The organism is Pantoea sp. X-Soil-MYKO-1289 (genome assembly GCF_059730625.1).
In genome coordinates this window covers 1,822,648-1,841,079 of the sequence record NZ_AP036004.1, presented here as the reverse complement: position 1 = coordinate 1,841,079, position 18,432 = coordinate 1,822,648, and the positions used below count along the sequence as shown (strand labels likewise).

The following is an 18,432-nucleotide window of genomic DNA, read 5'->3' as shown; positions in this document are numbered from 1 at the left end:
AATCATCAGTTTTTGCTTAACTCAGCCAGCGACAGCCAGGTTTCCACCACGGTATCCGGATTAAGCGACAGGCTGTCGATACCCTCCTCCATCAGCCAGGCCGCGAAGTCCTGATGATCGGACGGCCCCTGGCCGCAGATACCGACATATTTGCCCTGCTTTTTCGCCGCCTGAATCGCCATCGATAGCAGCGCTTTCACCGCCTCGTTGCGCTCGTCGAACAGCGCCGACACCACGCCTGAATCGCGATCCAGCCCCAGCGCCAGCTGCGTCATATCGTTCGAGCCGATTGAGAAGCCGTCGAAATGTTCGAGGAACTGCTCGGCCAGCAGCGCGTTAGAGGGGATTTCGCACATCATGATGATTTTCAGGCCGTTCTCGCCGCGCTTCAGCCCCTGGCGGCCCAGCTCCTCAACCACCGCCTGCGCCTGCGCCACGGTGCGCACAAAGGGCACCATGATTTCGACGTTGGTCAGGCCCATCTCGTTGCGCACGCGCTTCACCGCTTCGCACTCCAGCGCGAAACAGTCGCGGAAGCTGTCCGCCACATAGCGTCCGGCGCCGCGGAAGCCCAGCATCGGGTTCTCCTCTTCCGGTTCGTAGCGCTCACCGCCTACCAGGTTGGCGTACTCGTTCGATTTGAAGTCCGACAGGCGCACAATTACCCGCTTCGGCGCGAAGGCGGCGCCGAGCGTGGCGATCCCTTCAGTCAGGCGCGCGATATAAAACTCGACCGGGCTGTCGAAGCCTTTCATCATGCCGCGGATCTGCTGCTGCAGCTCCGGGGTCTGCTGGTCAAACTCCAGCAGCGCCTTCGGGTGCACGCCAATCATGCGGTTAATGATGAACTCCAGACGCGCCAGGCCCACGCCTTCGTTCGGCAGGCAGGCAAAATCGAATGCGCGGTCGGGGTTGCCGACGTTCATCATGATCTTCAGCGGCAGCGCCGGCATCTCGTCTACCTGCGAGCTGGTGACTTCGAAATCGATCAGATCGCTATAGACATAGCCGGTGTCGCCTTCGGCGCAGGAAACGGTGACTTTGTTGCCGTCCTGCAGGCGATCGGTGGCGTCGCCGCAGCCCACCACGGCCGGAATGCCCAGCTCGCGCGCGATAATCGCCGCGTGGCAGGTGCGTCCGCCGCGGTTAGTGACGATCGCCGAGGCTTTCTTCATGATCGGCTCCCAGTCGGGGTCGGTCATATCGGTGACCAGCACGTCGCCTTTTTCAATGCGGTTCATCTCGCTGATGTCGTGGATCACTTTTACTTCGCCCGCGCCGATGCGATGGCCGATAGCGCGGCCTTCCACCACCACGCTGCCCGTGCCCTGCAGGTTATAGCGCTCCATCACCTGTCCGTTGGAGCGCACGGTTTCCGGTCGCGCCTGCACGATAAAGAGCTTACCGGTGTGGCCATCTTTGGCCCATTCGATATCCATCGGGCGCTTGTAATGCTGCTCGATCAGCACCGCCTGACGCGCCAGCGCCTGCACCTCCTCATCGGTCAGCGAGAAACGGTCGCGTTCGCTTTCCGGCACGTCTTCGATGCGCACCTGCTCGCCGTGCGACTGCGAATCGGCGTAGACCATACGCACCTTTTTCGAGCCCATATTGCGGCGCACGATCGCCGGACGGTCGGCAGCCAGCGTCGGCTTGTGCACGTAAAACTCGTCGGGATTGACCGCGCCCTGCACCACCATTTCGCCGAGACCGAAGGCGGAGGTAATAAACACCACCTGATCGAAGCCCGATTCGGTATCGATGGTGAACATCACGCCCGAGGAGGCGAGATCGGAGCGCACCATACGCTGAACGCCCGCCGACAGCGCGACGCCGCGATGGTCGTACCCCTGATGCACGCGGTAAGAGATAGCGCGATCGTTAAACAGCGAGGCGTAAACGTGCTTCACGGCGATGATCACCGCGTCATAGCCCTGCACGTTAAGAAAGGTCTCCTGCTGGCCGGCGAAGGAGGCGTCCGGCATATCTTCCGCCGTGGCGGAAGAGCGTACGGCGAATGACGCCTCGGCATCGTCTGCGGAGAGCTGCTCGTAAGCCTCGCGAATAGCCGTTTCCAGTTCGGGCTGGAACGGAGTATCCACGACCCACTGACGGATCTGCTTGCCGGCTTTCGCCAGCTCGTCGATATCGTCGATATCGGTCTTGTCCAGTAAATCGTAAATGCGCTGGTTGAGGCCGCTCTGATCGAGGAACTGATTAAAGGCGAAAGAAGTGGTCGCATATCCGTTGGGCACGGAAACGCCCAGCGACGATAAATTCGTAATCATTTCACCCAGAGAGGCGTTTTTGCCTCCCACGCGATCGACATCATGCATGCCAAGCTGGTTATACCAGAGCACTAACGGCTGTTCGCCTGTAATGGACATCGAGATTATCCTTTTAAGAATGAATGGGCACATGGAAAATTTAGCTATTCGCAAAATTAGCCTGGCACAATGCGCAATTAATGACTAAGTGTTGAATCGTTAAAGCGCGCAAGATTTATCACTTTAGGAATTATTCCGATAATTGCGCCAGGTTGCGCAAATCCGCTATTTTGCGCTAAGGCTATGATGTTGCTTGTTTTCGCTATTTTTCATCAGCTTATCAGCCATTTTCGTTGCGCAACAATCTGTCGCGTTATTTTCCGGCAGCCGGCAGCGACGGCAAGAAAAACCAGATTAAAACGTCATTTCATTATTTAGCGGCGTCGGTTTTGCCGCCTCAGGCGAGAAAAAAACGAAAAGTTCACAAAATTTAGACATGGATTTTTTATTTTGTTCTGAGCGCTAATTAAAGCTGCTAACCTGACGCTATCTCTCTACCCATAAGGTAAAGGCCATGAGCAGCGAAAGAAGCGTTTTCTATATTTCCGACGGCACCGCGATTACCGCAGAGGTGCTGGGCCACGCGGTGCTGTCGCAGTTTCCGGTGGGCTTCAACAGCCTGACGCTGCCCTTTGTCGAGAACGTGCAGCGCGCGCAGGCGGTAAAGGCGCAGATCAACGCGCTCTATCAGAAAAGCGGCGTGCGCCCGCTGGTGTTTTTCTCTATCGTTACGCCGGAAGTGCGCGACATCATTACGCAGAGCGAGGGCTTCTGTCAGGATATCGTGCAGGCGCTGGTGGCGCCGCTGCAGGAGGAGCTGGGCATGGCGCCCGCCCCGGTGGCGCACCGCACTCACGGTCTCGACGCCAGCAACCTCGGCAAGTACGACGCGCGCATCGCCGCCATTGACTACACCCTGGCGCACGATGACGGCATCTCGCTGCGCGGGCTGGAAGAGGCGCAGGTGATCCTGCTGGGCGTGTCGCGCTGCGGCAAAACGCCGACCAGCCTCTATCTGGCGATGCAGTTCGGCATCCGCGCCGCCAACTATCCTTTTATCGCCGACGATATGGATAACCTCAAGCTGCCCGCCGCCCTGCGCCCGTTTCAGAACAAGCTGTTTGGCCTGACCATCGATCCCGAGCGCCTTGCCGCCATTCGCCAGGAGCGGGCGGAAAATACCCGTTACGCCTCTATGCGCCAGTGCCGGCTTGAGGTCGGCGAGGTCGAGGCGCTGTTTCGCACCCATCAGATCCGCTACCTCAATAGCACCAACTATTCGGTCGAAGAGATCGCCACCAAAATTCTCGACATCATGGGCCTGACGCGCCGCATGTACTGAGACGCTGGCAGCGGCGCTTTTGTAAAGCGCCGCTGCCGACGTAAAAAATATCATTTCAGTTTATAGGCTTGCATTCGCAGGCTAATAATTTATTGTGATCATCATCACTTCCCGGTATGTCACCGCTGCGAAGAAAAAGCTTTCGAGATGCTCATGAACAAAACTGATGAACTGCGTACGGCACGCATCGGCAGCCTGATTACGCCTGCCGCGTTAGCCGTCGAACACCCTCTCTCCGCCGATGTGGCGGATAACGTCACCCGCGCGCGTCAGCGCATCGCCCGCATTCTTACCGGCGAGGATCCGCGCCTGCTGGTGATTATCGGCCCCTGCTCGCTGCACGACCCGCGTGCGGCGCTCGACTACGCCCAGCGGCTGAATGCGCTGCGCGAGCGCTACGCCGACCGCCTGGAAATCGTGATGCGCACCTATTTCGAAAAACCGCGCACCGTGGTGGGCTGGAAAGGCCTGATCTCCGATCCCGATCTGGACGGCAGCTTCAACGTTAACCGCGGCATCGGCCTGGCGCGTCAGATCCTGCTCGATATCAATCGCCTGGGCTTGCCTACCGCGACGGAGTTTCTCGATATGGTCACCGGCCAGTTTATCGCCGATTTGATCAGCTGGGGCGCGATTGGCGCACGCACCACCGAGAGCCAAATCCACCGCGAGATGGCCTCCGCGCTCTCCTGCCCGGTGGGTTTCAAGAACGGTACCGACGGCAACGTGCGCATCGCGGTGGATGCGATTCGCGCCTCGCGCGCCAGCCATATGTTTTTGTCGCCCGATAAAGATGGCCAGATGACGATTTACCAGACCAGCGGCAATCCGCACGGCCATGTGATCCTGCGCGGCGGCAAAGCGCCTAACTATCACGCCGAGGACGTGGCCGCCGCGGCCGCCAGCCTGCGCGAATTTAACCTGCCGGAACAGCTGGTGATCGATTTCAGCCACGGCAATTGCCTGAAGCAGCATCGTCGCCAGAAAGAGGTGGCGGCCGAGGTGGCGCAGCAGATCCGCGCCGGCTCGCGCGCGGTCGCGGGCGTAATGATCGAAAGCTTTATCGAAGAGGGAAATCAGAAGGTGGTCGCGGGCGAGCCGCTGGTTTACGGCCAGTCGATTACCGATCCCTGCCTCGGCTGGCAGGACAGCGAAGCGGTGCTGTCGCTGCTGGCCGAGGCGGTGAACAGCCGCTTCTGAGTCGTTAGCTGGAGCAGCTGACCTCCAGCGATTTTCCCCACTCCGGCGGCCGCTGACGATACTCAGCGGCCGTTTCGTCGCTGAAGGGCTGCTGCAGCGCCTGATGCAGCCGCGCCAGCGCCCCGCTCTCACCTTTTTCCGCCTCGTCGATCGCCTGCTGCGCGAGATAGTTGCGCAGCACCAGCGCCGGATTAGCGGCCTTCATCCGCTGCTGTCGCGTCTCATCATCGACCCCTTCCTGCAGCAGACGCGCGCGATAGCGCTGATACCAGCGGTCAAAGGCGTCGCGATCCATAAATTCGTCGCGCAGCGGCGAGCGCGCCTCCTGCTGCTGCGTTTCGCTCAGCAGGCGGAACGTCAGGCTGTAGTCGCTGCGCTCCTGGGTCATCAGCGCCAGCAGCTCCACCAGCAGGTCGTTGTCGCCGCCGTCAGCCTGGCTAAAGCCCAGTTTCGCCCGCATACGTTCGCCCCAGACGCGCATCAGCTCCGGCTCGTAGCGGCTCAGCGCCTGCCTGAGCTGGTCGACGCTCAGCAGGCCGGAAAGCGCATGCGCCAGCCGGTTAAGGTTCCACAGGCCGATCATCGGCTGATTTTCGAAGCTGTAGCGCCCCTGATAATCGCTGTGGTTGCAGATAAAGCCGGGCTGGTAGTCGTCCAGGAAACCGTACGGGCCGTAGTCTATGGTCAGCCCCAGCAGCGACATGTTATCGGTGTTCATCACGCCGTGCGCAAAGCCCACGCTTTGCCACTGGGCGATCAGGCGCGCGGTGCGCTCGACGACGTCGGTAAACCATAAAAGGTATTTATCCGCTTCGTCGACCAGATGCGGCCAGTGGTGGCGCAGCGCATAGTCCGCCAGCTGCTCGACTTTTTCCTGCTGCTGGCTGTAGAAGAAGTGTTCGAAATGGCCGAAGCGCAGATGGCTTTCCGCAATGCGCATCAGGGTCGCGCCGCGCTCGGGCGATTCGCGATAGACCGGCTCGTCGCTGATGGCGATAGCGAGCGCGCGCGTGGTGGGAATGCCCAGATGGTGCAGCGCCTCCGAGGCGAGGAATTCGCGCACCGTGGAGCGAATCACCGCGCGCCCGTCTCCCATGCGCGAATAAGGGGTCAGCCCTGCGCCCTTCAGGTGCCAGTCGACCTTGCCGCCCGCGTCGAGGCGCTGCTCGCCCAGCAGAATGCCGCGCCCGTCGCCAAGCTGACCGGCCCAGACGCCGAACTGATGGCCGCTGTAAACCTGCGCCAGCGGCTGCATGCCCGGCAGCAGCGCGGCGCCGTGCCAGACGCCATGGCCTTCGCCGGCGAAAAGCGCCGCATCGACGCCCAGCGTCTGCGCCAGCGGCGCATTGTGGTAAAACAGGCGTCCGCCCTTGAGCGGCGTCGGCGCCTGAGCGGTATAGAAACCCGGCAGCTCGCGCTGCCAGCTGTTATCAAACAACATAGACTCTCCCGAGCGGCAGCCCGGCGAAACCAGAGCCGCCGTCGCTGTGAATAACCGGATATCGGGTCGTCCCGCGGCAGACGCGGCCGCGCGAGACACCGCAAGTATAGTGGCGAGGAATCAAATACAACAGGCGGGCTTAGTCAGGAGCGCGGCATTCTCTGGCAATCAGCCGCGACAGCGACTCAGCCTTCACCGGCGGGAAAAGCGCGCCCTGCAGCACCGCATGCTGCAGCGTGGCGGTTTTATCGAACAGCGCGCTGTCGTCGATGCCGCAAATAATCATCAGCTGCGTATGGCTGCGAAAGTTATCGACGATGCTCTGAATAAAGGGCTGGAATGAGGCGCGTTTCGCCAGCGACTGAATAAATTGCTTATCCAGTTTGATGCAGTCGAACAGATTATCGTAGACCGCGCGAGTCGAGGATTTACCCGCGCCAAAATGGGATAATGATAAACGGAACTGTTGTTTTAGCGCAGAAATAACAGGGTCATTAATTCCGTTTAAAAGCTGCGGAAACGTTTCGCTAAGGTCGAGTAATAAAAAAGGAAGCTGTTTAATTTTACGTATCAGCAATTCGCTCGCCAGCAGCGTGTGCGCCAGATTTTCATCAATACGCATTAATGCCAGAAGATGATTTTTATCAAAGAAGTCGCGATATTGTTCCAGCAAACCGATCTGTCGCTGCAGCAGGCGCAGCCTCTGCGGCTCGTCAAGCTGCGGCAACAGCAGGTCCTGCGGCAAGGTTACAGGCGCAGTATCATGGACGAACTGGCTAACCAGCTCGACAGCCACCAGCTGCCCGCTAATTGTGCAGGCAGGATAAAACCAAATTTCCGACTGATAGTCGGCAGATAAATGAACTTTCATTTTTACAGCCAGATAAAGTGGCAACTGGCGCATCGTATATCATCGAAATCGGGCAGGCAATAGTACCAAACGCGGGAAGAGATGGACATCTTTGCCGTTAAATTTCGCTTTGCCCTCTGCGCCAGATCCCTAAGCCAAATAACGGTAGCGTATAATACCCTTTACCAGAAAATTAACTCTCCGCCTTATTGATATAATTATTTCCCGGCAGCGTAAAGTGCCATTTAAAATAAGAGTTATAAAATCCCCCTTTTGTTGCTGCTATTTCCATTGCTATTCCGACGCGCGCCGAGGGGGGCGATACTTAATTTGCCTTAAATACGTCGCGCCTGCCAGAAGGCTTTGCGCCAGTAGACGTTGTCGAGCGAAGAGCGAATCACGCCCTGGCTGGTAGAGGCGTGAATAAAGGCGTTGTCGCTGTCGTAGATGCCGACGTGCAGACCGTTTTCGCCGCGGCCGGTTTTAAAAAACACCAGATCGCCCGGCTGCAGCTCATCCTTGCTGATGCGCGTACCGATACCGCTCTGCGCCCGCGTGCTGCGCGGCAGCTGAAGATCGAACCTGTCGCGCATGGTGAGATAGACAAACCCGGAACAGTCGATGCCGCCACGGCTCATGCCGCCGTAGCGATAAGGGGTGCCGCGCCACTGCCCCAGCTGCTCGTTGAGCTGCGCCACCACCATAATGGAATCCGACAGCCGACCGTTCACCGGCGGCGCACGATGGCCGCTGCATCCCGCCAGTATCAGCACCATTAAAATCACGCCCATCCGCATTCGCGCGCATCTCCTTTTATCGCAACGGCCTCACTCTAGCGTCAGGCGCGCAGCCTGGCAAGACGCGAGGTTCAGGGTTGTATGGTCAGCAGCGGCTGGCCGTCCAGCTCCAGCTGGCGGAATGGAATCGCGTAGAGGTCGCTGAGGCGCTCGGGCGTAAGAATCGATGCGGCCGCGCCCTGCGCCACCACGCGACCCTGCGCCATCAGCCAGACGCTGTCGGCATGGCGCAGCGTATGGTTAAGATCGTGGCTGCTGGCGATAACGCAGACGCCGGCGCGCCGCAGCCCGACGATCAGGTTGTGCACGGCGTTTTGCTGGGCGATATCCAGCCCGGTCATCGGTTCGTCCAGCAGCAGCAATTGCCCCTGCGGATTAAGGGCGGGATCGATCTGGGCGAACGCCGCCGCCAGTCTGACGCGCTGCCACTCGCCGCCCGACAGCTGCGTCAGCGGCCGCGCCAGCTTGTCCTGCAGCCGCAGCGTCTCCAGCAGCCCGCTCAGCGCCTCATCCGCCCGCGCGTCGCTCAGGTGCAGGCGCAGATAGTGATAGACCGGCATAAAGCCGGGCGCTATCTGCTGCGGCAGCCAGGCGCGCACCCGCGCCAGCGCCGCGCCGCGCCATTCGCGCAGCGGGCGCTGCAGCAGCCTAATCTCTCCTTCGCCCGGCAGCATTCCCGCCATCAGCGCCAGCAGGCTGCTTTTGCCCGCGCCGTTAGGCCCGACCAGGTGCAGCAGCGTACCGGCGCCCACTTCGGCGGAAAAAGGCGCCAGCCGTCCAGCAACGGCGGCGTCCTTGAGGCTCAGAACCATTTACTGCGCCAGCGCCTGCTGAATGCGCTGCTGGATAACGGCGTCGTCCGGCGTCATATCCGGCGCGAAGCGCTGCACCACGTTGCCCTCGCGGTCAATCAGGAACTTTTCAAAATTCCACAGGATATCGCCAGGCGTTTTCGGCGCGCGGCCTTTGCTCGCCATGCGCTCGTAGAAGCCGCTGCCTTCCGGACGCACCGCCTCCGGCTGCGCCGCCACCAGCTGCGTGTAGAGCGGGTGGCGCGCCGGGCCGTTGACGTCGCCTTTGGCCAGCATGGGAAAGGTAACGCCGTAGGTGGTGCTGCAGAAGGTTTTGATCTCGTCGTTGCTGCCCGGCTCCTGCTCGAGGAACTGATTGCAGGGAAAGCCGAGCACGCTGAAGCCCTGCGCCTGATACTGCTGCTGCAGCGCCTCCAGCTGCTCGTACTGCGGCGTAAGGCCGCATTTCGACGCCACGTTAACCACCAGCAGCACCTTGCCCTGCCACTGCTCCAGCGTGGTTTTTTCGCCGTCGATGGTGGTTACTTCAGTTTGATAAAGGCTCATGAAAGTCTCCTGTAGAGGATGCAGAAAGCCAGCCGAAGCTAGCGCGAAGATTTAACTAACAGCGCGATAAACAGCGGCGCGCCGAGCGTGGCGGTCACCACGCCGATCGGCAGCTCCGCCGAGGTCAGCGCCAGGCGCGCGATAATGTCGGCGGCGAGCAGCACGCCCGCGCCCGCCAGCGCCGAGGTCGGCAGCAGATAGCGATGATCGCTGATGCCGCTGAGCCGCAGCAGATGCGGGATCACCAGACCGACAAAGCCGATGGCGCCCGCCATGGCGACGCTGACGCCCACCAGCCAGCCCATCGCCAGCACCAGCGCATTACGCCAGAAAAAAAGCGACAGGCCCAGCTGCTGCGCCGAGGTTTCGCCGAGCGCCAGCAGATTGAGCACGCGCGCGGTGGCGATCAGCCCAGCGGTAACCGGCAGCAGCGCCAGCATCATCCAGCCGTAGCGCCAGTCGATGCCGCTGAAGCCGCCCATCATCCAGTACATTAGCTGGCGCAGATCGAGGCTGGTGCTGAAGTAGACCGCCCAGGTCATGATGGCGCTGCAGATAATGCCGAGCGCCACGCCGGTCAGCAGCAGCCGCGTGACAGAGAGCTGCCGGTGCGCGAAATGCAGCAGGATCAGCGTGATCAGCAGCGCGCCCGCCATCGCCGCCAGGCTCAGGCTCCAGAGCGAGCCGCTGCCGAACAGCACGCCCAGCACCAGGCCGATGCCGGCGCCGTTAGAGACGCCGAGCAGGCCCGGCTCCGCCAGCGGGTTGGTAAACAGCGCCTGCATCACCACGCCGCACACCGCCAGCGCCGCGCCGACCAGCACCACCGCCAGGGTGCGCGGCAGGCGCAGCTGCCAGACAAACAGCCGGCCGCTGTCGCTCAGCCACTGCGCTGGCGCGATCCAGCTATCGCCCGCGCACAGGCTAAGCGCCATTAACGCCAGCAGAAGAAGACACAGCGCCGTGAGCGCGCGACGGCTGCGGCGATCCGCCTGATAAGCAAGCTGATCCAGCAGGGACATAGTTGGGGATTCGTTGAGAAAACAGAGATTTGATTGTAGAGAGATTGGCGGAAAAAGAAAGGCTGGCGTCGGCGGCGCCGTCGGGCGCCGCCTTGAGGATTAGCCGTGCTCCGGGCGCGGCGGCAGCGGCTCGCCGTGCGGCTGACGGCCGCTGTGCGACGGATTATCGCGTTTCGCTACCGGCCTGCCGCGATCGGGGCGCTGCGCCTGCCAGCCGTTGCCGTTCCAGTAGCCGTGCGGCCCTTTCAGCCCGACGTTGCGGCCGTGGTGCGTCTGCCACCATTTCGCCGAGCGCCAGTCGTAGCCGTCCCAGTAGTAGCCGCGATGGTCGCGATCGCCGATATGGGCGCTGACGCGCGGCGGATCGTCATGGTGCGGCGCATTGGCGCTCGCCAGCAGCGGCATTCCCAGCAGGAGGCTTAAAAGCAGTGCGGTTTTTTTCATCAGGGCGTTCTCTTGTTGTCTCTCGCCGCAGTTATAGCAAAAGCGCCTCGCGCGTCACTATCGGCGCAGGCGGATTTTCAGCTTATTTCCCTTATGCTTACAGAATGCTGACAGTATGAAGAGATACGGCAGAAAAAGGGGAACGCGCGCGGCGCGGAAATGAAAAAGGCCGCATAAGCGGCCTTTTTAGAACACTGAAATCGGTCAGTCGTTATCTTTCGGGGAAGCGTTTTCGACGCGGCTTTTCAGCTTCTGACCCGGGCGGAACGTTACCACGCGGCGCGCGGTAATTGGAATATCTTCCCCCGTTTTTGGATTCCTGCCTGGACGCTGATTTTTATCGCGCAGGTCGAAATTACCAAACCCAGACAGTTTTACCTGTTCACCATTCTCCAGAGCGCGGCGAACCTCTTCAAAAAACAGCTCCACCAGCTCTTTTGCGTCGCGTTTGCTCAGCCCAAGCTTCTCAAACAGGTACTCTGACATTTCAGCTTTTGTAAGCGCCATAGGTTCAATCCCTCAAGGTTGCCTGGAATCGCTCTTTTAATGCCGCAACGCATTTGCCAACGGTCGCGGCAATCTCCTCTTCTTCGAGTGTCCGGCTGGTATCCTGCAAAATCAGGCTGATGGCGAGGCTCTTGAAACCCTCTTCAACACCCTTACCGCGGTACACGTCAAACAAGTTTACGCCAACTACCTGATTTACGCCAACTTTCTTACACTCGGCGATGATATCTGCTGCGGGGACGTTTTCAGCCACTACCACAGCGATATCGCGACGGTTCGCCGGGAAGCGTGAAATCTCGCGCGCTTCAGGCAGGACGCGGTCTGCGACCTTATTCCAAAGCAGTTCAAAGACTAAGGTGCGGCCGTTGAGATCCAGCTTACGTTCCAGCTCAGGATGAACCACCCCGATAAATCCGATTCGTTCTTCATGCAAATAAATCGCCGCGCTCTGCCCCGGATGCAGCGCCGGATTGGCTTCCGCGCGGAAGCGAATGTCGTCCAGCTTGCCGGTTAAATCGAGCAGCGATTCTAAATCGCCTTTCAAATCATAGAAGTCAACCGCCTGACGCGCCAGATCCCAGTGCTCTTCATTGCGATTGCCGCTCAGCACGCCCGCCAGCATAAGATCCTGACGGATGCCTAAATTCGCCTGGGTATCAGGCACAAAGCGCAAACCGCTCTCAAACAGGCGCACGCGGCTCTGCTGGCGGTTCTGGTTGTAGACCACGGCGCTCAGCAGGCCGGTCCACAGCGACAGGCGCATCGCCGACATCTCGCTGGAGATCGGGCTGGGCAGGATCAGCGCCTCTTCGCCCGGATGCAGCAGCTGCTGGATTTTCGGGTCGACAAAGCTGTAGGTGATCGCTTCCTGATAGCCTTTATCCACCAGCAGATTTTTAACGCGCTTCAGCGAGAGATCCGCCTCGCGGTGCTGGGTCATTACCAGGCTCGCCTGCACCGGCACGTCCGGGATGTTGTTATAGCCGTAGATGCGGGCGACTTCTTCAATCAGATCTTCTTCAATCGCCATGTCGAAGCGCCAGCTCGGCGCGACCGCTTTCCACTCGCCCTGTCCTGGCATCACCTTGCAGCCGAGACGCGTCAGGATGTCGGTTACCTGCTCATCGGCGACGGCGTGGCCAATCAGGCGATCCAGCTTCTCGCGGCGCAGCGTGATGGTGGCGCGCGGCGGCAGCGCCGCGTCGTGCGTCTGATCGATAACCGGGCCGGCCTGGCCGCCGCAGATATCCAGCAGCAGCTGGGTGGCGCGCTCGATAGCCTTATGCTGCAGCGCCGGATCGACGCCGCGCTCGTAGCGGTGCGAGGCGTCGGTGTGCAGGCCGTGACGGCGCGCGCGACCGGTGATCGCCAGCGGATCGAACCAGGCGCACTCAAACAGAATGTTCTGCGTCTCTTCGTTGACGCCAGAATGCTCGCCGCCGAAGATGCCGCCCATCGCCAGCGCTTTGTGGTGATCGGCGATCACCAGCGTATCGCTGTTGAGCTTCGCTTCGCTGCCGTCGAGCAGCGTCAGGGTTTCGCCCTCTTCCGCCATGCGCACCACGATGCCGCCGTCGAGGCGGTCGAGGTCGAAGGCGTGCATCGGCTGGCCCAGCTCAAGCAGCACGTAGTTGGTGATATCCACCACCGGATCGATAGAGCGAATGCCGCAGCGGCGCAGCTTTTCACGCATCCAGAGCGGGGTGGCGGCTTTAACGTTGATGCCTTTCACCACGCGGCCGAGGTAGCGCGGGCAGGCGTCGGTGGCGTCGACGCGGATCGGGAAGGTATCGGAGATCGCGGCGGCCACCGGCTCGATTGCCGGCGCGGTAAGCGGCAGGCCGTTCAGCACCGCCACGTCGCGCGCGATGCCGATGATGCCGAGGCAGTCGGCGCGGTTCGGCGTAACGCTGATCTCAATGGTGTTGTCGTCGAGCTGCAGATAGTCGCGGATATCCGCGCCGATGGGCGCATCGCCCGGCAGTTCGATAATGCCGTTGTGATCGTCGGAAATGCCCAGCTCGGAGAACGAGCAGAGCATGCCTTCAGACGGCTCGCCGCGCAGCTTCGCCGCTTTGATTTTAAAATCGCCCGGCAGTACGGCGCCCACGGTAGCAACCGCCACCTTCAGGCCCTGACGGCAGTTCGGCGCGCCGCAGACGATATCCAGCAGACGATCGCCGCCGACGTTGACCTTAGTGACGCGCAGCTTGTCAGCGTTCGGGTGCTGGCCGCACTCGACGACTTCACCGACCACCACGCCGTGAAACGCGCCGGCAACCGGCTCCACGCCGTCCACTTCCAGACCGGCCATGGTGATCTGTTCAGAAAGGGCAGCGCTGTCCAGAGCCGGGTTTACCCATTCGCGTAACCAGAGTTCACTGAATTTCATTGGATAACCTGCCCTTATTTAAATTGTTTGAGGAAACGTAAGTCATTTTCGAAGAAGGCGCGCAAGTCGGTGACGCCGTAGCGCAGCATGGTGAGACGCTCCATGCCCATGCCGAAGGCGAAGCCGGAGTAGATTTCCGGATCGATGCCGACGTTGCGTAATACGTTCGGATGCACCATGCCGCAGCCCAGCACTTCCAGCCATTTGCCGTTTTTGCCCATGACGTCGACTTCCGCCGAAGGCTCGGTGAACGGGAAGTAAGAAGGACGGAAACGGATCTGCAAATCTTCCTCAAAGAAGTTGCGCAGGAAGTCGTGCAGCGTGCCTTTCAGATTGGTGAAGCTGATGTTCTTGTCGACGATCAGCCCTTCCATCTGGTGGAACATCGGGGTATGCGTCTGGTCGTAGTCGTTGCGATAGACGCGGCCCGGCGCGATGATGCGAATCGGCGGCTGCTGGTTTTTCATGGTGCGGATCTGCACGCCGGAGGTCTGGGTGCGCAGCAGGCGCGTGGCGTCGAACCAGAAGGTGTCGTGATCGGCGCGCGCCGGGTGGTGGCCCGGGATATTTAGCGCGTCGAAGTTATGGTAGTCATCCTCGATCTCCGGGCCGGTCACCACCGCGAAACCCAGCTCGCCGAAGAAGGTTTCGATGCGATCGATGGTGCGCGTGACCGGATGCAGACCGCCGTTTTCCGTGCGGCGTCCCGGCAGCGAGACGTCGATGGTCTCGGCGGCCAGACGGGCGTTGAGCGCGGCGGACTCCAGCGTCTCTTTGCGCGCGTTCAGGCGCTCCTGCACCTGCTGCTTGGCGTCGTTGATCACTGCGCCCGCAGCCGGACGCTCTTCCGGCGGCAGCTCGCGCAGCGTTGTCATCAGCTGCGTCAGGTGGCCTTTTTTACCGGTATATTCGACGCGCACCGCGTCAAGGGTGGCGATATCCGTCGCCTCGTCGATAGCGGCTGTGGCGCGGGCCACCAGTTCTGCGAGTTGGGACATGGTTTCCTCTTCTTCCAGGCGGGCTGGTCAGTTCTCGTTGGGACGTTGCCGTCATGCTTCGCCAGAAACACGAAAGCCTCCACGAGGGAGGCTTTCGGCGCGATTTTTCGTTTCTTTTCTATGCGCAAAAGCCCCTGAGTGTCAGGTGCTAAAGTAAAAAAAGAAACGGAAAAGAGCAGCATTCATGCTTGCGTTACCTTGCTGTGACTCTGAGGGCACTATTGAAAAGCCCTGCGGTGAAAATGTCAATCTTTTGCTTGAGTTACAGGCAATAAAAAAGGGAGCAAGCTCCCTTTTTCATCTGACTTACGCCAGAGCTGATTTTGCTTTTTCGACCAGTGCGGTGAACGCCACTTTGTCGAATACAGCGATGTCAGCCAGGATTTTACGGTCAATTTCAATGGACGCTTTTTTCAGGCCATTGATGAAACGGCTGTAAGAGATGCCGTTCTGACGCGCTGCAGCGTTGATACGCGCAATCCACAGTTGACGGAACTGACGCTTACGTTGACGACGGTCACGGTAAGCATACTGACCAGCTTTGATAACAGCCTGGAAGGCAACGCGGTATACACGTGAACGTGCACCATAGTAGCCTTTAGCTTGTTTTAAGATTTTCTTGTGACGTGCGCGAGCAATTACACCACGTTTAACGCGAGCCATGTGAGCTCTCCTGTATCAATATTCTGTGATGCCTTTATCCCCTGCCGGCCAGCGGCCGTTATGCAGAGTCGTCGAGGCAGATTTATAAAAAAGTTAACTTATGCGTACGGCAGGCAGGCAACAACCAGACCCAGATCGCCTTTAGACACCATGCCTTTCGGGCGCAGGTGACGTTTACGCTTAGTTGATTTTTTAGTCAGAATATGACGCAGGTTTGCGTGCTTACGCTTGAAGCCGCCAGAAGCGGTCTTCTTGAAGCGCTTAGCGGCGCCACGTACAGTTTTAATCTTTGGCATTTTAAAAATATCCACTTCGCATTGTTAATAAAACGAATCAGACAGGCGAACAAAGAGCCGCACAGCGCGAACGCTGCGCGGTCGTTGCTACTTGAAAGCCTACTGTTTCTTCTTGGGAGCGAGCACCATAATCATCTGGCGGCCTTCGATCTTCGATGGGAAGGATTCGACTACTGCCAGTTCTGTCAGATCTTCTTTGACGCGGTTAAGCACTTCAATGCCGATCTGTTGGTGCGCCATCTCACGACCACGGAAACGCAGCGTGATTTTGGCTTTATCGCCTTCTTCCAGAAAACGAATCAGGCTGCGGAGTTTTACCTGATAGTCGCCTTCATCGGTACCAGGACGGAATTTAATTTCCTTAACCTGGATAACTTTTTGCTTCTTCTTCTGTTCCTTAGAAGATTTGCTTTTTTCATAAAGGAACTTGCCGTAATCCATAATACGGCACACCGGCGGTTCGGCGTTGGGGCTGATTTCAACTAAATCAACACCCGCTTCTTCAGCTTTTTCAATAGCTTCGCGAAGGCTGACAATACCAATCTGTTCGCCATCCACGCCAGTTAAGCGTACTTCAGTGGCACGGATTTCACCGTTGATTCGATTCGGACGCGTCGGTTGTACTCGTTTTCCGCCTTTAATAACCTTATTCCTCTAATTGGTGAAGATTGCGGCTGCGAATCTCTTGTTGCAGCTTCTCAACAAACACATCGATGTCCATCGTCCCGAGGTCTTTACCGCGGCGGGTGCGAACGGCTACTTTGCCTGCTTCCACCTCTTTGTCACCGCAAACCAGCATGTAAGGGACGCGACGTAATGTGTGCTCGCGGATTTTAAAGCCTATCTTCTCGTTTCTCAAGTCTGCTTTCACACGAATGCCAGCATTCTGCAATTTGCGTGTCAACATGTCGACATATTCCGCCTGTGCATCGGTGATATTCATCACCACCGCCTGCATCGGCGCCAGCCACGTCGGGAAGAACCCAGCGAACTCTTCGGTCAGGATGCCGATAAAGCGCTCCATCGAGCCAAGAATCGCGCGATGAATCATTACCGGGGTCTGACGGTCGTTGTTTTCGCCCACATAGGTGGCGTCCAGACGTTTTGGCAGGGAAAAGTCTAGCTGAACTGTGCCGCACTGCCAGGCGCGATCGAGACAGTCATACAGTGTAAATTCAATTTTCGGGCCGTAGAATGCACCTTCTCCGGGCTGGAATTCAAACGGAATTTCGTTTTCATTCAGCGCGGCGGCTAAATCTTCTTCAGCACGGTCCCACATTTCATCGGTGCCGATGCGCTTCTCAGGCCGCGTGGAGAGCTTCACCACGATCTTTTCAAAGCCGAAGGTGCTGTACATGTCATAAACCATGCGAATACAGCTGTTCACTTCGTCGCGCACCTGATCTTCGGTACAGAAGACGTGGGCGTCATCCTGCGTAAAGCCGCGTACGCGCATCAGGCCATGCAGCGCGCCTGACGGCTCATTGCGGTGACAGCTACCGAACTCCGCCATTCGCAGCGGCAGATCGCGGTAGGATTTCAGCCCCTGATTGAAGATCTGCACGTGGCCCGGACAGTTCATCGGCTTGATGCAGTATTCGCGGTTTTCTGACGAGGTAGTGAACATCGCCTCTTTGTAGTTTTCCCAGTGCCCGGTTTTTTCCCACAGCACGCGGTCCATCATAAAGGGACCTTTCACTTCCTGGTACTGGTACTCTTTCAGCTTGCTGCGCACGAACACTTCCAGCTCGCGGAAGATGGTCCAGCCGTCATTATGCCAGAAAACCATGCCCGGCGCCTCTTCCTGCATATGATAGAGGTCGAGCTGCTTGCCGATCTTGCGATGGTCGCGCTTCGCCGCCTCTTCCAGACGCTGCAGATAGGCGTTGAGCTGCTTCTTATCCGCCCAGGCGGTGCCGTAGATACGCTGCAGCATTTTATTGTTGCTGTCGCCGCGCCAGTAGGCGCCCGCGATTTTCTGCAGCTTGAAGTGATGGCAGAAACGCATATTCGGCACGTGCGGACCGCGGCACATGTCGACATATTCTTCGTGATGATAAAGGCCAGGACGATCGTCGTGGCTGATGTTCTCATCCAGAATAGTGATTTTGTAGCTTTCGCCGCGCTCGGCGAATACGTCGCGCGCCTGCTGCCAGCTGACGACTTTTTTCACCACGTCGTAGTTGGTTTCGGCCAGCTGGTGCATGCGTTTTTCCAGCGCGTCGATATCTTCCTGCGTCAGGGTATGATCGAGATCGACGTCATAGTAGAAGCCGTTGTCGATAACCGGACCGATCGCCATTTTCGTATTGGGCCACAGCTGTTTAATCGCGTGTCCCAGCAGATGCGCGCAGGAGTGGCGAATAATTTCCAGACCCGCTTCATCTTTAGCGGTAATGATGGCGACGGAGGCATCTTCGGTGATGGGATCGACCGCATCCACCAGCTGCCCATTAACGCGTCCGGCAATACAGGCTTTCGCCAGGCCAGGACCGATGTCCAGCGCAATATCCATCACGCTTACCGCGCGGTCATAGCTGCGCTGGCTGCCATCAGGAAGAGTAATTACAGGCATTTAATATCCTTAATTGCAGTGGTAAGCCACACGAAAGCTTACATACAACATTGAGTAGAATTGATTGCCCGGCGCGATGTCAGACCCACATTGTCGGAATGACGCCGGGAATGGTAGTGCGCCGCTGATGATAACAGCTTTGAGCGGTGAGCAAAACCCGCCCTCTCGCCGCTAAGTCGAGGAACAGACGAAAAAAAACCGCAGACGGGCTGCGGTCAGG

18 protein-coding genes are annotated in these 18,432 nt (G+C 58.8%); 2 read left to right on the top strand and 16 right to left on the bottom strand.

All coding sequences use genetic code 11. The features are described 5' to 3' along the window. Nucleotides 1-5: 5 nt before the first annotated feature. The gene (gene ppsA, locus AC6I7Z_RS08815) at nucleotides 6-2,387 is read right to left on the bottom strand and encodes a phosphoenolpyruvate synthase (RefSeq protein ID WP_497813902.1); all 2,382 of its coding nucleotides are present in this window, start codon (nucleotides 2,385-2,387) and stop codon (nucleotides 6-8) included. Nucleotides 2,388-2,841: 454 nt separating this feature from the next. Here ppsA and ppsR point away from each other — a divergent pair, with 454 nt between their 5' ends. Both ppsR and AC6I7Z_RS08805 read left to right on the top strand, forming a co-directional pair. Further along, a complete protein-coding gene (ppsR, locus tag AC6I7Z_RS08810; protein ID WP_497813901.1) occupies nucleotides 2,842-3,669 on the top strand; it encodes a posphoenolpyruvate synthetase regulatory kinase/phosphorylase PpsR in 828 nt (275 codons plus the stop codon). Between the two features lie 153 nt (nucleotides 3,670-3,822). Further along, entirely contained in the window at nucleotides 3,823-4,869 is a 1,047-nt protein-coding gene (locus AC6I7Z_RS08805; protein ID WP_497813900.1) for a 3-deoxy-7-phosphoheptulonate synthase, read from the top strand. 4 nt (nucleotides 4,870-4,873) lie between these two features. On the opposite strand, the gene AC6I7Z_RS08800 is transcribed toward AC6I7Z_RS08805, so the two are convergent. The 15 genes from AC6I7Z_RS08800 to thrS all read right to left on the bottom strand — a co-directional run bounded on the left by AC6I7Z_RS08800 (nucleotide 4,874) and on the right by thrS (nucleotide 18,212). Further along, the gene (locus AC6I7Z_RS08800) at nucleotides 4,874-6,310 is read right to left on the bottom strand and encodes a protein adenylyltransferase SelO (RefSeq protein ID WP_497813899.1); all 1,437 of its coding nucleotides are present in this window, start codon (nucleotides 6,308-6,310) and stop codon (nucleotides 4,874-4,876) included. Between the two features lie 139 nt (nucleotides 6,311-6,449). Beyond that, entirely contained in the window at nucleotides 6,450-7,181 is a 732-nt protein-coding gene (locus AC6I7Z_RS08795; protein ID WP_497813898.1) for an EAL domain-containing protein, read from the bottom strand. Between the two features lie 314 nt (nucleotides 7,182-7,495). Further along, a complete protein-coding gene (locus AC6I7Z_RS08790) occupies nucleotides 7,496-7,957 on the bottom strand; it encodes a C40 family peptidase (protein ID WP_497813897.1) in 462 nt (153 codons plus the stop codon). A 71-nt stretch (nucleotides 7,958-8,028) separates the two neighbouring features. Beyond that, a complete protein-coding gene (gene btuD, locus AC6I7Z_RS08785) occupies nucleotides 8,029-8,769 on the bottom strand; it encodes a vitamin B12 ABC transporter ATP-binding protein BtuD (RefSeq protein WP_497813896.1) in 741 nt (246 codons plus the stop codon). After that, on the bottom strand, nucleotides 8,770-9,315 hold the full coding sequence (locus AC6I7Z_RS08780) for a glutathione peroxidase (RefSeq protein WP_497813895.1): 546 nt from the start codon (nucleotides 9,313-9,315) through the stop codon (nucleotides 8,770-8,772). 38 nt (nucleotides 9,316-9,353) lie between these two features. Next, complete coding sequence (gene btuC / locus AC6I7Z_RS08775; RefSeq protein WP_497813894.1) at nucleotides 9,354-10,337, bottom strand: vitamin B12 ABC transporter permease BtuC; 984 nt, start codon at nucleotides 10,335-10,337, stop codon at nucleotides 9,354-9,356. 99 nt (nucleotides 10,338-10,436) lie between these two features. Then, the gene (locus tag AC6I7Z_RS08770) at nucleotides 10,437-10,781 is read right to left on the bottom strand and encodes a DUF2502 domain-containing protein (protein WP_497813893.1); all 345 of its coding nucleotides are present in this window, start codon (nucleotides 10,779-10,781) and stop codon (nucleotides 10,437-10,439) included. A 204-nt stretch (nucleotides 10,782-10,985) separates the two neighbouring features. After that, nucleotides 10,986-11,288, bottom strand: coding sequence for an integration host factor subunit alpha (gene ihfA / locus AC6I7Z_RS08765; RefSeq protein ID WP_033747517.1), 303 nt, complete (start codon nucleotides 11,286-11,288; stop codon nucleotides 10,986-10,988). Between the two features lie 4 nt (nucleotides 11,289-11,292). Continuing rightward, the gene (gene pheT / locus AC6I7Z_RS08760; RefSeq protein WP_497813892.1) at nucleotides 11,293-13,680 is read right to left on the bottom strand and encodes a phenylalanine--tRNA ligase subunit beta; all 2,388 of its coding nucleotides are present in this window, start codon (nucleotides 13,678-13,680) and stop codon (nucleotides 11,293-11,295) included. A 14-nt stretch (nucleotides 13,681-13,694) separates the two neighbouring features. Further along, on the bottom strand, nucleotides 13,695-14,678 hold the full coding sequence (gene pheS, locus AC6I7Z_RS08755) for a phenylalanine--tRNA ligase subunit alpha (RefSeq protein ID WP_033747521.1): 984 nt from the start codon (nucleotides 14,676-14,678) through the stop codon (nucleotides 13,695-13,697). Between the two features lie 141 nt (nucleotides 14,679-14,819). Then, nucleotides 14,820-14,864 carry a pheST operon leader peptide PheM gene (pheM, locus tag AC6I7Z_RS08750; protein ID WP_152525475.1) on the bottom strand — a complete coding sequence of 15 codons (45 nt, stop codon included), beginning with the start codon at nucleotides 14,862-14,864 and terminating at the stop codon, nucleotides 14,820-14,822. Between the two features lie 120 nt (nucleotides 14,865-14,984). Next, complete coding sequence (rplT, locus tag AC6I7Z_RS08745) at nucleotides 14,985-15,341, bottom strand: 50S ribosomal protein L20 (protein WP_010616241.1); 357 nt, start codon at nucleotides 15,339-15,341, stop codon at nucleotides 14,985-14,987. 98 nt (nucleotides 15,342-15,439) lie between these two features. Continuing rightward, the gene (gene rpmI / locus AC6I7Z_RS08740; RefSeq protein WP_006118955.1) at nucleotides 15,440-15,637 is read right to left on the bottom strand and encodes a 50S ribosomal protein L35; all 198 of its coding nucleotides are present in this window, start codon (nucleotides 15,635-15,637) and stop codon (nucleotides 15,440-15,442) included. A 99-nt stretch (nucleotides 15,638-15,736) separates the two neighbouring features. Continuing rightward, complete coding sequence (gene infC, locus AC6I7Z_RS08735; RefSeq protein WP_033747527.1) at nucleotides 15,737-16,279, bottom strand: translation initiation factor IF-3; 543 nt, start codon at nucleotides 16,277-16,279, stop codon at nucleotides 15,737-15,739. 4 nt (nucleotides 16,280-16,283) lie between these two features. Further along, nucleotides 16,284-18,212, bottom strand: coding sequence for a threonine--tRNA ligase (gene thrS / locus AC6I7Z_RS08730; RefSeq protein ID WP_497813891.1), 1,929 nt, complete (start codon nucleotides 18,210-18,212; stop codon nucleotides 16,284-16,286). Nucleotides 18,213-18,432: the final 220 nt, after the last annotated feature.